The sequence below is a fragment of the Mesorhizobium sp. M0408 genome (assembly GCF_040321495.1).
Lineage (GTDB): Bacteria > Pseudomonadota > Alphaproteobacteria > Rhizobiales > Rhizobiaceae > Mesorhizobium.
Window position 1 is genome coordinate 183,914 of sequence record NZ_JAMYRO010000004.1, and the last position, 13,176, is coordinate 197,089.

General features: G+C 64.1%; 14 protein-coding genes, 1 pseudogene and 1 riboswitch. Of the genes and pseudogenes, 6 read left to right on the forward strand and 9 right to left on the reverse strand.

Translation table 11 applies throughout. The annotated features are described in order from the left end of the window. The first annotated feature begins 66 nt into the window (after positions 1-66). Positions 67-450, forward strand: a complete 384-nt coding sequence (locus tag NKI67_RS06435) for a RidA family protein (protein ID WP_352644802.1) — start codon at positions 67-69, stop codon at positions 448-450. 56 nt (positions 451-506) lie between these two features. Continuing rightward, entirely contained in the window at positions 507-1,310 is an 804-nt protein-coding gene (locus NKI67_RS06440) for a creatininase family protein (RefSeq protein ID WP_352644804.1), read from the forward strand. A gap of 63 nt (positions 1,311-1,373) precedes the next feature. On the opposite strand, the pseudogene NKI67_RS06445 reads toward NKI67_RS06440, so the two are convergent. From NKI67_RS06445 to cobD, 3 genes and pseudogenes are all read right to left on the reverse strand, one after another. Continuing rightward, positions 1,374-2,587: pseudogene (locus NKI67_RS06445) on the reverse strand (serine hydrolase domain-containing protein). Positions 2,588-2,645: 58 nt separating this feature from the next. Then, positions 2,646-3,149, reverse strand: coding sequence for a tyrosine phosphatase family protein (locus tag NKI67_RS06450; protein ID WP_352644806.1), 504 nt, complete (start codon positions 3,147-3,149; stop codon positions 2,646-2,648). Then, positions 3,146-4,204 (reverse strand): threonine-phosphate decarboxylase CobD, encoded by a 1,059-nt coding sequence (cobD, locus tag NKI67_RS06455; RefSeq protein ID WP_352644808.1) that lies wholly within the window; start codon positions 4,202-4,204, stop codon positions 3,146-3,148. The genes NKI67_RS06450 and cobD overlap by 4 nt, the downstream gene beginning before the upstream one ends. Between cobD and cbiB the strand changes: the two genes are divergently transcribed. Beyond that, positions 4,203-5,174: an adenosylcobinamide-phosphate synthase CbiB gene (cbiB, locus tag NKI67_RS06460; protein ID WP_352644810.1), complete on the forward strand. Its 972-nt coding sequence runs from the start codon at positions 4,203-4,205 to the stop codon at positions 5,172-5,174. The two genes, cobD and cbiB, sit on opposite strands and share 2 nt — an antisense overlap. 366 nt (positions 5,175-5,540) lie before the next feature. On the opposite strand, the gene cobO is transcribed toward cbiB, so the two are convergent. From cobO to NKI67_RS06480, 4 genes are read right to left on the reverse strand one after another with little or no spacing between them, the layout of a single operon-like run. Next, on the reverse strand, positions 5,541-6,158 hold the full coding sequence (gene cobO, locus NKI67_RS06465) for a cob(I)yrinic acid a,c-diamide adenosyltransferase (RefSeq protein WP_352568974.1): 618 nt from the start codon (positions 6,156-6,158) through the stop codon (positions 5,541-5,543). A 1-nt stretch (position 6,159) separates the two neighbouring features. Beyond that, positions 6,160-6,681: a bifunctional adenosylcobinamide kinase/adenosylcobinamide-phosphate guanylyltransferase gene (gene cobU / locus NKI67_RS06470; RefSeq protein ID WP_352644812.1), complete on the reverse strand. Its 522-nt coding sequence runs from the start codon at positions 6,679-6,681 to the stop codon at positions 6,160-6,162. After that, complete coding sequence (locus NKI67_RS06475; RefSeq protein ID WP_352644814.1) at positions 6,674-7,456, reverse strand: CbtA family protein; 783 nt, start codon at positions 7,454-7,456, stop codon at positions 6,674-6,676. The genes cobU and NKI67_RS06475 overlap by 8 nt, the downstream gene beginning before the upstream one ends. Before the next feature lie 15 nt (positions 7,457-7,471). After that, complete coding sequence (locus NKI67_RS06480) at positions 7,472-7,651, reverse strand: CbtB domain-containing protein (RefSeq protein ID WP_023676561.1); 180 nt, start codon at positions 7,649-7,651, stop codon at positions 7,472-7,474. Between the two features lie 36 nt (positions 7,652-7,687). Continuing rightward, positions 7,688-7,884: riboswitch (cobalamin riboswitch) on the reverse strand. 117 nt (positions 7,885-8,001) lie between these two features. Between NKI67_RS06480 and NKI67_RS06485 the strand changes: the two genes are divergently transcribed. The 3 genes from NKI67_RS06485 (at position 8,002) to NKI67_RS06495 (ending at position 10,960) form a co-directional block, all read left to right on the forward strand. Then, the gene (locus NKI67_RS06485) at positions 8,002-9,168 is read left to right on the forward strand and encodes an aromatic ring-hydroxylating oxygenase subunit alpha (RefSeq protein WP_502909325.1); all 1,167 of its coding nucleotides are present in this window, start codon (positions 8,002-8,004) and stop codon (positions 9,166-9,168) included. Positions 9,169-9,438: 270 nt separating this feature from the next. Further along, entirely contained in the window at positions 9,439-10,437 is a 999-nt protein-coding gene (locus NKI67_RS06490; RefSeq protein WP_352644818.1) for a heparan-alpha-glucosaminide N-acetyltransferase, read from the forward strand. Between the two features lie 16 nt (positions 10,438-10,453). Next, positions 10,454-10,960 (forward strand): methyltransferase family protein, encoded by a 507-nt coding sequence (locus NKI67_RS06495; RefSeq protein WP_352644820.1) that lies wholly within the window; start codon positions 10,454-10,456, stop codon positions 10,958-10,960. 19 nt (positions 10,961-10,979) lie between these two features. Here the strand turns inward: NKI67_RS06495 and NKI67_RS06500 are convergent, their stop codons facing one another. Beyond that, positions 10,980-11,366: a MerR family transcriptional regulator gene (locus NKI67_RS06500; protein WP_023676566.1), complete on the reverse strand. Its 387-nt coding sequence runs from the start codon at positions 11,364-11,366 to the stop codon at positions 10,980-10,982. Between the two features lie 139 nt (positions 11,367-11,505). Continuing rightward, entirely contained in the window at positions 11,506-12,903 is a 1,398-nt protein-coding gene (mgtE, locus tag NKI67_RS06505) for a magnesium transporter (protein WP_502903556.1), read from the reverse strand. Positions 12,904-13,176 lie beyond the last annotated feature (273 nt).

Sequence of the window (13,176 nt, forward strand, 5' to 3'; positions counted from 1 at the left end):
TGACATGCACCGCCATCTTGATGCCCGCATCGATCCCGCTTTAGGCTGCCGTGAACGGAGATTGCCATGTTCAAATTTCTCACGCCGAAGTCGATCAAGCCGCCCTTCGCCCGCTACAGCCATGGCGTCGAACTGCCGCCCGGCAAGCGGCTGGTGCTGTGTTCGGGCCAGGTCGCAATCACCCCGGACGACCAGATCCCCGAGGAGGCCGGCGCACAGGCCGAGCTTTGTTTCCGGAACATAGCGGCGATTCTCGGCGAGGCCGGGCTCGGCCTCTCCGACATCGTCCGCATCAACGCCTACGTCACCGACCGCGCCTTCCTGCGGCCCTATATGGAGGTTCGCGACCGGCTGTTCGCCAGCCCGGCGCCGGCCTCGACGCTGATGATCGTGTCCGGTTTTGCCCGGCCGGAATTCAAGGTCGAGATCGAGGTCATTGCGGCGCGATGATCGACAGCCGATCGTTCCCGCGTTAGGTCTGGGCTTGTCGGTTCAAGAGGCATGACATGACCGCTGCAAAAAAACGCGTATGGTGGGGTGACTACCGGACCACCGAATACGCGACCGTCGATCCTGAAGCGACCATTGCCGTTCTGCCGCTGGCGGCGATTGAGCAGCACGGCCCGCATCTGCCGGTCTCGACCGACACCTCGATCATGAACGGCATGCTGGAAACGGTGATCGCGCGCCTGCCCGGCGATCTCGACATCCGCATCCTGCCGGTCCAGGCGGTGGGCAAGTCGAACGAGCATTTGCACGCACCGGGCACCCTCACTTTGCCGGCGACGACCTTGGTCGAGGCGTGGACCGAACTTGGCCTGTCGGTCGCGCGCGCCGGCGTCCGAAAACTGATTGTCGTCAACTCGCATGGCGGCAATGAGGAGATCATGGGCATCGTCACCCGCGAATTGCGTGTGCGGGCAAAGATGCTGGCGGTAAAGACCAGCTGGCAGCGCTTTGGCCGGCCGGCCGGCATGTACACCGAGCTCGAGGACCGCCACGGCATCCATGGCGGCGACGTCGAGACCTCGCTGATGCTGCACTTCCGGCCCGACCTCGTCGATATGGGGAAGGCCGACAATTTCGTGTCCAAGGTCGCCAGCGCCGAAAAGGAATTTGCGCTGCTGCGCCACACCGGAACGCACGCCTTCGCCTGGATCGCCAGCGATCTCAACCCGAATGGCGTCGTCGGCGACGCCAGCATTGCCACCGCTGAAAAAGGCCGGCTCACCGCCGAGCATCAGGCCGACGGCTTCATCGGCCTGCTGAGGGACGTGGGCAAGGCAAAGCTGGCGGATTGGCTGGCGTAGGTGTTTGATCCCACCAACTCAGGCCTCGCTCACGAGGGCGATTCCATTCGCGCGCGAGGATCCTCACTTCACCTCTTGAAGCGGCGACACCGTGTAGATTTCGTCCAGTATCTTCACCATCAAGGTGTTGGCGGTCGCCTGGCCGTCGAGCGCGAGAGTCAGGTTGGTCCATATGACCAGGGTGACGTCATTGGCCGGATCGTAGCCCATGAAGGACTGGTAACCGGGCATCTCGCCTTCGTGATAGTAGATTTCGTTAGGCCCGAAGGTCAGCGTTAGGATGCCATAGCCGTATTTTTGCATGGCGGGTTCGCCCGGCTCCGGCGCCTCAGGGCTTGCAAGCCACTGCCGCTGGAAGTCGGCATTGAAGAGCTTGCCCCCGACCAGCGCGCGCATCCAGGTCGCAAGGTCATCCGCGGTGGAGATGACTCCGCCAGCCGCAAAGTAGGCGGACGGGTTCTGCCATGTGTCGTCGTTGGGCTTGAGCGTTCCCGCCCTGGCCGCAGCCTGGAGGTCGTCCGGATAGGGCGCATCAGCCAGGGCGTACGAAGTACTGCCGTAGAGATATCCGTTTGAGTATGGCTCGGGGATGGCGTTCGACGTGCTCGGCGGCAACGCCGTGTTCTTCATGCCGAGCGGCCCGAACAGGCGGTCCCGGAAGATGGTCGAGAGCGGCTTGCCGTCGATCTTCTCGGCAACAAGGCCGAGCAGATAGTAGTTGGTGTTGTTGTACTCGAATTCGGCACCCGGCGCGAAGTCCGGCGGCCGTTTGAACGCCATGCCGAGTACTTCATCAGCGGTCCATACCTTGTAAGGATACTTGTCCAGGCTTTCGGCAAGTTCCGGCGCATTGGTGAAGTTAGGGAGGCCGCTCCGCATTGTTATGAGCTGCCGAATGGTTATCTCGTCGCCGTTGGGAACGCGCTGGACGTATTTCGAGATCAGATCGGCGAAGCTCAGTTCCCTTCCTGCACCAGTTGCACGATGACAGCGGCGGTCATCGTCTTGGTGTTCGAGGCCGCACGGAAGTGGGTATCGGCGCGCGGCGGGTTCGTGGCACCCAGTTCAGTCGTACCGTAGCCGAAGACGAGGTTGCCCCGCGGAGTCTTGAGCAAAACCATGGCACCGGGCAGCATAAGTTCCTTGGCCAAACCCTCGACAGTGGCTTGGAGCGCTGCCAGGTCGATCGACTTGAGAGCCGGCATGGACGCGGCCATGGCGCTGCCTGTCGCGCAGACCACGCCAACAACGATGGCCAAAATTCTGCCGATCATCATTCGCCCCTTGGCCGTGTCCTAGAACTCCTGCGCATTTTCCTGGAATTTGTTTTTAAGCTCAGATTTTCAATTCGAACGGCGTGCCTTCGAAAGCATCCGCGCCGCGCCCGATCGCCTGGATCGCTTCGATCATCCGACCCCTGCGATCGAGCAGCACGTCGGCAATTGCGATCAGCCGCGGATTGGGTGTCGCCGTGGGCGACAGCGCGCGCAGCGTGTCGGCCAGTTCGGCCTCGTCGCGCTTCGGCGCCAAGGCTGCCGCGATGATGTAGGCCGAGGCGGTCGAGCGGCTGATGCCGGCATAGCAATGCACCACCAGCGGCCGCGAGCGATCCCATTGGCGTGCGAAATCGAGCAGATTCAAGACATGCTCCTCGCCCGGCATGGTCATGCCCTCCTGCGCTACCGCAATGTCGTGCATGACCAGATGCAGATGGTTTTCCCTGGTGATCGAGGCCGGTCGCATCACCTCCGTTCCGGCGGCAAGCAGCGAAAGCAGCCGCTCGGCCCCGGTCTTCGTTACCGTTTCCTCGACTTTGGACAGCGAGCAGACATGGATCATTGGATCGTTTCTCCCTTGGCATCATCGTCGCGCCGCGAGGCCCAGCCGGCAAGTGCGGATTCGAGCCGCCGCCATTCTTCGTCGGCTCCCGGCAGGCCGGCGCGCAGCACATCCGGACGATCGGCGAAATGCCGAAGCAGGATGCCGCGCTGGCCAAGCGCCGAAAACAGGCCGGCAGCGTTCGCCACCCTGATATAGCGGAACAGCGCGGTGCCACCGGCGACAGGCACGCCGAAGCGGCCGAACAGCGTATCGAGCCGTGCGGCATCCTCGGCCAGACGGCGCCGCATCCCGGCCTGCCAGCCGGTATCTGCAAGCGCCCTTATGCCATATTCGAGCGCCGGCCCGGCAACCGCCCATGGCCCGAATTGCGCCTCCAGCCGCTCGACCGTCAGCGCATCGGCCAGTGCAAAGCCAAGCCGCAGGCCGGCCAGGCCGAAGAACTTGCCGAACGAACGCAGCACGACGATGCCGCCCTGGTCGATGTCGCCGGCCAGGCTTTCGCTGCGCGGGCCGACATCCATGAAGGCCTCGTCCACGACCAGCAGCCCGCCTCTGGCGCGTAATGTCCCGGCAAGTCGAAGCAATCTTTCGCGCTCGACGACGCGCCCGTCCGGGTTGTTGGGATTGACGACGACGGCAAGGTCGGCCGCCGCCAGGGCTTCGAAATCATCGACTTCAGCCGCCGCATGGCCGGCGATCGCCGCTGCCCGCCGATGCTCGGCATAAGTCGGCCCGAGCACCAGCGCCGTGCCCGGGCTGACCAGGGAAGCGACGCGCGGCAACAGGATCTGCGTGCCGGGCGCCGCTGCGACATTCGCCGCCGACGGGGCGCCATAGGCGCTTGCCGCGCGTTCAGCCAAGTCGCGGCTGCGCGCTGTTTCCGGCAATCGCGACAGGGCGGTGGCGGGCAAATCGAAAAGCGGGTAGGAGTGCGGATTGATCCCGGTCGAGAGGTCGACGAAAGGCAGCGGCGCCTGAGGGAAAAGCGCCCTCGCCCGGCCAAGGCTTCCGCCGTGGTCCACTGCCGCCGTCACTCCATCAAGAGACTTCATGCCGATCCTGATCACTTTCCTGTCGCTGGCCATCGAACTTGTACTCGGCTACCCGGCCCGGCTCTTCGATGCCATTGGCCATCCCGTCACCTGGTTCGGCAGGCTGATATCCTTTCTCGACCGCAGGCTCAACCGCGCCACTGATTCCGACGCCCACCGTCGCGGCTGGGGCGTCTTCGCGCTGCTGGTGATCGTGCTGGTGCCGGCCGCCCTCGCCCTCTGGCTCGAAACCTTGCTTTGGAGCATTCCCCTCGGCTTGTTGGTCACCGCAATCCTGGCGACGTCGCTGCTGTCGCAGAAGAGCCTGGCCGAGCATGTCGAAGCGGTCGCCGACGCACTCGACAGCGGCGGACTGGATATGGGCCGCATTGCCGTCTCGCGGATCGTCGGTCGCGACCCGGAAAAGCTCGACAGGGCCGCTGTCTGCCGCGCCGCGATCGAAAGCCTGGCCGAGAATTTCTCCGACGGCGTCGTCGCTCCGGCCTTCTGGCTCGGTATCGGCGGGCTCGCCGGCGGCGTCGCCTACAAGGCCGCCAACACCGCCGATTCGATGATCGGCCATCGCACCCCGCGCCACGAAGCCTTCGGCTGGGCGGCTGCGCGCTTCGACGATTGGATAAATCTGCCGGCGTCGCGGCTGACGGCGCTGCTGATCGTACTCGCCGCTTTCCTGGTCAAGGGCGCCGACGCCAAGGGCGCCTGGCACGCCGTGCGGCGCGATGCGAAAAAACACCGCTCGCCCAATGCCGGCTGGCCGGAAGCAGCGATGGCCGGCGCGCTCGGCCTGGCGCTCGCCGGCCCCCGTTCCTATGACGGCGTCATGGTCGAAGACGCATTGATGGGCGAAGGCGGCCGGCGCGATGATGTCGAGAGCACCGACATCCGACGGGCGCTGAAACTCTACCGCGTCGCCGACTTACTGCTGATCGCGCTGTTCGGCGTGGTCGCGGTGGTTGTTATCTTGGCGTGATCTGCGCTCGAGATCGAGCGGAAACAAAAAACCCACCATGCGGCGGGTCGTTGGAGCCAATTAGCACCATACCGAAATTAGTAGCATAGCTGCCGGCACAAAGCAAGAACAAAATAGGGCTACGCCTCAAATAATCGCGTCAGGTCGGCGCCGCCCCTCACCCTTACCATTCCAGGGGCGAGCCGCTTCGTGCGGCTTTCCCTTCTCCCCTTGTGGGAGAAGGTGGCCGCGAAGCGGCCGGATGAGGGGTGTTCCAGCTTGGCACCAACAGCGCTCCGGCCAGCACCCCTCAACCGTCTTGGCGCTGCGCGCCAATCCACCTTCTCCCACAAGGGGAGAAGGAAGAAGAGGCGCCAGCAACACCCCTCAGAACTCGATCCCCTGCTGCGCCTTCACGCCGGCGGAGAAGTGGTGCTTGGTCACGCCCATCTCGGTGACCAGATCGGCCGCCTCGACCAATACCGGTTTGGCGTTGCGGCCGGTGACGACGACATGCAGGCCTTCGCGACGCGCCTTCAGCGCCGCGACCACCTTTTCGAGATCGAGATAGTCGTAGCGCAGCGCGATGTTCAGCTCGTCGAGCACCACGAGGCTGATCGACGGCTCGGCCATCAGCTCCAGCGCTTTCGCCCAGGCAGCCTCGGCCGCCGCGATGTCGCGCTTCAGGTCCTGTGTCTCCCAGGTAAAGCCCTCGCCCATGGCGTGCCAGACGACACGGTCGCCGAAGGCGGCAAAGGCATCTTTCTCGCCGGTGTGCCATTTGCCCTTGATGAACTGAACGACGCCGACGCGCTTGCCATAGCCGAGCATCCTGAGCGCCAGCCCAAAGGCGGCCGTGGTCTTGCCCTTGCCCGGTCCGGTGTTGACGATCAGCAGCCCCTTCTCGACCGTCTTGGCCGCGACCTCGGCGTCCTGCACCGCCTTGCGCTTGGCCATCTTGGCGCGGTGGCGTTCCTCGTCCTTGGGATCGATAGTATCAGCCATGTCATTTCACCTTGAGCGGCAGCCCCGCCACCATCAAAAGCACGGTGCCGGCAACAGCCGCGACGTCCTGGTTCAGCCGGCCGGCGGCGTCGCGAAACCGTCTTGCCAGCGCATTGTCCGGCACGATGCCCTGGCCGACCTCGTTGGACACCACGAACCACGGTCCGCGCGGCCGCGACAGCACGTCCGCCAGTTTTTGGCATTCGGCCTCGACATCATGTTCGGCCAGCATGTGATTGGTCAGCCACAGCGTCAGGCAGTCGATCAGCACCGGCTGGCCGTCAGGCAGCGCTCCGATCGCGCCGGCAAGGTCGAGCGGCGCATCGATGGTCGTCCAGCCGGCGCCGCGGCGCGAGCGGTGCAGCGCGATGCGCTGGCGCATCTCATCGTCATAGGCTTGCGCCGTGGCGATATAGCTCCAAGGCGGCGGGCCGACCGTCACCAGGCTCTCGGCATGCGCGCGCATGCCGGGGCCCGGCCCGCCGATGACCAGGGGAAGTGGCCCCGCAGCGCGGTCAGGCAAAGCTGTCGCGCAGGCTGGTCGCCGTGCCCGTGAAGCGTCCGCGCACCACGCCGACGACCGCGCCGAGCACCAGCCAGAACACCAGATTGGTCAGCGTCACCGCCACCACGAACTGGTGGTGCAGGCCTTCCGGGATCGCCGTCTCGAAGCTATCGGGCTGCGGCGCGCCGACGATATGCGGCGCAACGATCAACGCCACGGCAAGAGCCACCAGCGGCAGCGATCTGCGGAAGACGATAAGGCCGAGACCGGCCGCTGTCGCCACCACTGTTGCCCACCACCAGATCTGGCGTTGGACAAGGTCGGCCGCCGGCATCGCCGGCAGTTCCGGCGCCAGGCCGAGGCCGGGCGCCAGCGTGAACACGGCAAAGCCGGCCAGCCCCCAGAACAGGCCCTGGCGCCAATTGCCGATGCCGCCGGCGAATTCCGAAACCGCGACCAGGACCAGCGCGAAGCCGATGCCAGTGACGATATTGGCAACGACGCTGAAGGCAAAGCGTTCGAAACCGTCGGCCGGCGCCCAGTCTTCGTCTTCCGCCGGAGCCATTGCTTTAGCCGGTGCCGGCGCAGCGCTGCTCATAGCCGTCGTGCCTGCGGCGTTTTCAGCCGGTGTCGCAGGTGCCGCGGCATGGTCATGGCCGCCGCCGGCCTGTTCGTAGACTTCCGCCTTTAGGATGAGCGGCACCGTGGCATAGGCTTGCATGCAGGCGAGAGCCACGCCGGCCACAAGCCCTGCGATCGCCGCGATGAACACGACGTTGCGAAACAGTGTCATGATGTCAGCCCCTTGTTAGTGGCAGGGAAAGCCCATCGAATGGCGATAGTCGTGCGCGGCATTGTGGACCGCATCGATATGCGAGAAGCCGACAAAGCCCATGACGAAAATGCCGAGGAATGCAGCAAGCGCCAGCTGCATGAGACGCGACTGCGAGGAGGCGGAAGCGCCGAGCGAAACGGAAGCGGTATTCATGTCTTGTCCTTTCGCCCTCCACCCGAGGGCATAGAAGTCAGTTTCCTGTCGCCGGCAGGTCTCCTGGCTCGCGGATCAGCGCCCTTCCCCACCTTCCCGAAGGCGAACCTTCAGTGGCATATGGAGAGGACTACCGCACACAGTTGCGGGGGCAGCCACGGCATTGGGCAAACAACTTGCCCTCACCGCATTCCCTCTTGGTTCCAAACGGAACCGACGACATCAGCGACTATAGGCAGAATCGCCGTGCCCGGCAAACCAAATTCCGCCGGATCGTGTGGCGAATGCGCCGCCTCGCCAAGGCCGGTCGGCCGGCGCCGCGATTGACAATTTTCGCAGCCGGGTGTCGGCTGGCGGATGGGGAGGAAGCCGGCACGCAACCCAGCCCGAATGAGCGCGGTCCCTACAACGGCCTGACGCGGGCCGAGCCGACGCTGCCGTCATCAGCCTATTGGGACATCGCGGCCTATCAGCGCGATCTCGAGGCCATCTGGTATCGCAACTGGCTGCTCGTCTGCCGCGAGGCCGACCTTGCCCAGCCGCTGGCTTTCAGGACGTTCCGCATAGGCACGCAGGAGGTCGTCGTGCTGCGCGACGAGACCGGCGAGTTGCGCGCCTTCCACAACACCTGCCGGCATCGCGGCTCGCAGCTTTGCCAGCAGAGCGAAGGACGGCTGAAGGCGCGGCTCATCACCTGCCCATACCATGCCTGGTCCTATTCGCTGCACGGCGATCTGGTGCGCGTGCCGTCGAAATCGCTGCCGGACGGCTTCGACAAGGCCGATCATCCGCTCTACCGGGTCGCGCTTTCGGTGTGGCGCGGTTTCGTCTTCGTCAATCTGGCGGAAGACGCTGCCGGCTCGGCTGAAACATCCTTCGATCCGGCATCCGGCAACCTCGCCAACTGGCCGTTGGAAACGCTGCTGAGCGGCCATGTGCTGCGCAAGGTGATAAACTGCAACTGGAAGGTATTTTGGGAAAATTTCAACGAGTGCCTGCACTGCCCCGGCGTCCACAAGGATCTGTCGCGGCTGGTGCCGATCTATGGCCGCGGCCTGATGGGCCGGCACGACGACCCCGAATGGGCGCGCCAGGCCGACAATGACGCGCCGGAATTTGCCGGCGGCTTGCGGGCCGGGGCCGAAACTTGGTCGCGCGACGGGCGCGTCCACGGCTCGGTCTTTTCCGGCCTGACGCCGGGCGAGCGTGCCGCCGGGCAGACCTATGCCACCAGCATGCCGTCGATGTTCGTCGTCGGCCATGTCGACTATGTCAGGACCGTGCGGCTGGTGCCGCTTGGGCCGGAGCAGACCGAACTTACTGCCGAATGGCTTTTTTCGCCCGAAGCGCTCGCCGATCCGGCCGCCGATATCGACAACATCGTCGCCTTCGGTACCCAGGTGCTGGAGGAGGATGCTGATATCTGCGAGGTCAACCAGATGGGCCTGCGCTCGATGCGCCACAAGGCCGGCGTACTGATGCCCGAGGAATACGACTTGCACCGCTTCCACAACTGAGTGCGCGAGCGCCATGCGGCGCTCGAACATCAAAGCGATTTGGGCAGATAGCGCCAGGTGACGAAGCCGCAGGCCGCCGCCAGCAGGCCGAGTGTCGCGAAAACCGCGCCCAGTCCGAAAAACGCCAGCACGCCGGCCAAAGGCTTTCCGGCTTTGGCCCAAAGCAGCTCTGATGCCGACCGGTACCCAACGCGACGCAAGGCCCTGCTTCTGTTGACGGTGGCAACCGTGATAGTCGTCTTGCCGGGGCTGAACCAAGACAGCGAGACCATGAGCATCGACACGCCGAGCGCAGCCGTTCAGGATCAACCGAAGTCGAAGCGCATCGCCGCTATCGACATTGCACGCGGCATCGCTTTGCTTGCCATGGCGAGCTATCATTTCACCTGGGACCTCGAATTCTTCGGCTACACCGATCCCGGCCTCACCGCCTTCGGCTGGTGGAAAATCTACGCGCGCTGCATCGCCTCGAGCTTCCTGTTCCTGGTCGGCATCAGCCTCTATCTCGCCCATGGCAAGAAAATCCGCTGGACCGGCTTCTGGAAGCGCTTCGCCATGGTTGCCGGGGCAGCGCTCGCAATATCGCTGGTCACCCGCATCGCCACGCCCGACGGCTTCATCTTCTTCGGCATATTGCACGAGATCGCGCTCGCCAGCCTGCTCGGCCTGGCGTTCCTGCGCCTCCCGACGCTACTGACGCTTGCCGTGGCGGCCCTCGCTATTGCCGCGCCTTTCTACCTGCGATCTGAGCTTTTCGATCATCCGGCTTTGTGGTGGGTCGGCCTGTCGGCGACCAACCCGCGCTCCAACGACTACGTTCCACTGCTGCCCTGGTTCGGCGCCGTACTTGCCGGCATCGCGGTTACCAAGCTCGCCGCCACCTCCGGCGCGCTGACGCGGCTGTCGGCATTGGCGCCCGGCCGCTGGGCAAATCCGCTGGTCTTCATCGGCCGGCACAGCCTTGCCTTCTATTTGATCCATCAGCCGGTGCTGATCGGCTCGGTCTGGCTGTTTTCGCAATTCATGCCGGCGCAGGCCGAAACCAGGGAGATGCGTTTTCTGAAATCCTGCCAGATATCCTGCGAGCAGGCACGCGACACCGAGTTCTGCTCCAGCTATTGTGCCTGCATGCTGGACACTCTCCAGGGCGAAGCCTCGCTTGACCGGCTCTACAGCAACGACCAGTCCCCGGAGTGGAAGGCGCATATTGGCGAGCTCGCCGGCACCTGCACCGCCCAAACCGAGGCGGCGGAACCGGGAACGCGCTAATCGAGGGAGGACAATAATGAGCGACAGTCACCCGAAACCCGTGCAGCAAAATCCTGGGCAGCCGAAGCTGGGGCACATCCCATGGCCGCCGCTGATCTATATCGCCGCCATCATCGTCAGCGTCGCGCTAGGGCTGTTCTATCCGCTACCGTGGATCGGCGATCTTCTCGGCGACATCCTGTTCGCCGCCGGCCTTGTGGGGTTGGTGGCGGTTGTCGCGCTCTGGTTCACGGCAATCCGCACCATGATCCGCGCCAAGACGACGCTCAACCCGAACGGCGTGCCTGACCATCTGGTGACTACCGGACCCTTCGCCGTCAGCCGCAACCCGATCTACCTCGCCAACACGCTGCTGCTGGTCAGCCTCGCCTTTGTCACTGGGATCGCCTGGTTCCTGCCGCTGGCGGTCATCGCGGCGTTCCTGACGCAGAAGCTGACGATCGAGAGCGAGGAGAAGGTGCTGACGGCCAAATTCGGCAAGAAATACCGGGACTACGCCAAAAGGGTGCGGCGCTGGATTTGAGCCGGCGCTGACGCCACGCTCATGTGGTGACGCCGAGTTCCACCAGCCGCTCGACGCAGGATTCCTCTGCCTGGTCGAGCTCGGCCAAGGTCTCTTCGAGGTCGCGGCGTTTCTGGCGCAAATCCTCGCGCTTTTCCTCGATGCGCTTGATCATCAATTTGAGTTGGCCGACCTCGCCGGGCGGTTCCCTGTACATCTGGATGATTTCGCGGATCTCGTTGATCGAGAAGCCGAGCCTCTTGCCGCGCATGATCTGGCGGATGAGATGCCGGTCCGACGGACGGAACAGCCGAGTGCGGCCGCGTCTCACTGGCTGCACCAGCCCTTCGTCCTCATAGAAGCGCAACGTCCGCGTCGACACGTCGAATTCGCGGGTCAGCTCCGTGATCGAATAATATTCCCGCATCGTCACTCCAATGCCCCGGCCACGCCGCGAGTTCCAACTGGCCGGCGCCGCCGGCGCCCAGGCGCGTACCAGAATCGGCGGACAAGGCACCTTTCAAAGCCTCGCATGGCATTTACGTAAAAGTCAATTGAGGTGACGTTCAGCGCACGCCGAACCACCATGTGGCGAGCCCGAGAAAGGCAAAGAAACCGACGACATCGGTGACCGTGGTGACGAAAACCGCCGAAGCCACAGCCGGATCGATCTTGAAGCGGTCGAGCAGCAGCGGGATAAGGATGCCCGCCAGAGCCGCCACGAACATATTGATGATCATCGCAGCCGCAATGATGCCGCCGAGATTGCGATCGTGGAACCAGGCAGCAGCGACGAGGCCGATCAGGATGGCAAAGATGATGCCGTTGATGAAGCCCACCCCGATTTCGCGGCGGATGATGCGGCCGGCATTGTAGATGTCGAGGTCCCTGGTCGCCAGCGCCCGCACCGTGATCGTCATGGTCTGCGAGCCGGCATTGCCGCCCATGCCGGCGACGATCGGCATCAGCACCGCCAGCGCCACGATATGCTCGATGGTGCGGTCGAACAGGCCGATCACCGAGGCCGCCAGGAAAGCCGTCAAAAGATTGACCAGCAGCCAGGGCACGCGCGAGCGCGAGGTCGAAAAGATGCTGTCCGAGAGTTCTTCGTCGCCGACGCCGCCCATGCGCAGCAGATCTTCCTCGGCCTCCTGCTGGATGACGTCGACGACGTCGTCGATGGTCAGCACGCCCACCAGCCGCTCGTTCTCGTCGACGACGGCGGCGGACAGAAGATCGTATTGTTCGAATTCGCGTGCCGCCTCCTCCTGGTCCATGGTGGCCGGGATGGCATGCCTGGTCTCATGCATGACCTCTTCGACCTTGACCGAGCGCTTGGTACGCAGGATCTGGTCGAGGTCGATGGCGCCGAGCAGCTTGAAGCTCGGATCGATGACGAAGATCTGGCTGAAACGGTCGGGAAGATTGTTGTCCTCGCGCATGTAGTCGATGGTCTGGCCGATCGTCCAGAAGGGCGGCACCGCGACGAACTCCGTCTGCATGCGGCGGCCGGCGGTCTCTTCGGGATAGTCAAGCGAACGCCGCAGCCTGATCCGCTCGGTGAACGGCAGCTGCGACAGGATCTCGTCCTGGTCCTCCTGGTCTAGGTCTTCGAGAATGTAGACCGCGTCGTCGGAATCGAGATCCTGCACCGCTTGGGCGATCTGCGCATTGGGCAGACTGTCGACGATGTCGCGGCGAATCGCCTCGTCAACCTCGGTCAGCGCGGAAAAATCGAAATCCTTGCCCAGCAATTCGACCAGCGCGCGTCGCTGTTCCGGGTGCAGGGCCTCGAGCAGGTGGCCGAGTTCCGACTGGTGCAGATCGTCGACTTCACGCTTCAGCGTCAGCGTATCGCGATCGGCGATCGCGGCACCGATCTGGGCGAGGAACGACGACAGGATGACGCCGTCCTCGTCATAGATGTCGGCGCGGCGCTCCTCGGCGGCCCTGGCGCCGGTCATCTGTTCGTCCTGGCCTTCCACCAGCGCCTCCCGCCATCGGATTTCCGGATAAGGTGCCTGTCAGGTCTAACGCATGACCCTGACAATCGGAATCGATTTTGCGAAAGGACCATGCACAACGACAAATTGCTACAGCGCCGTTCGCGCGTCCAAACGACGCGGCGCATACCGGATGGTAGGAGGAGAGGACGTTCTACAAACCTGCGGCGCTGCAAACCTTCGCGGCGGCAGGTAAAGGGCAGCGTATCCCCCCCGGTCAACCAGATGGGCAGA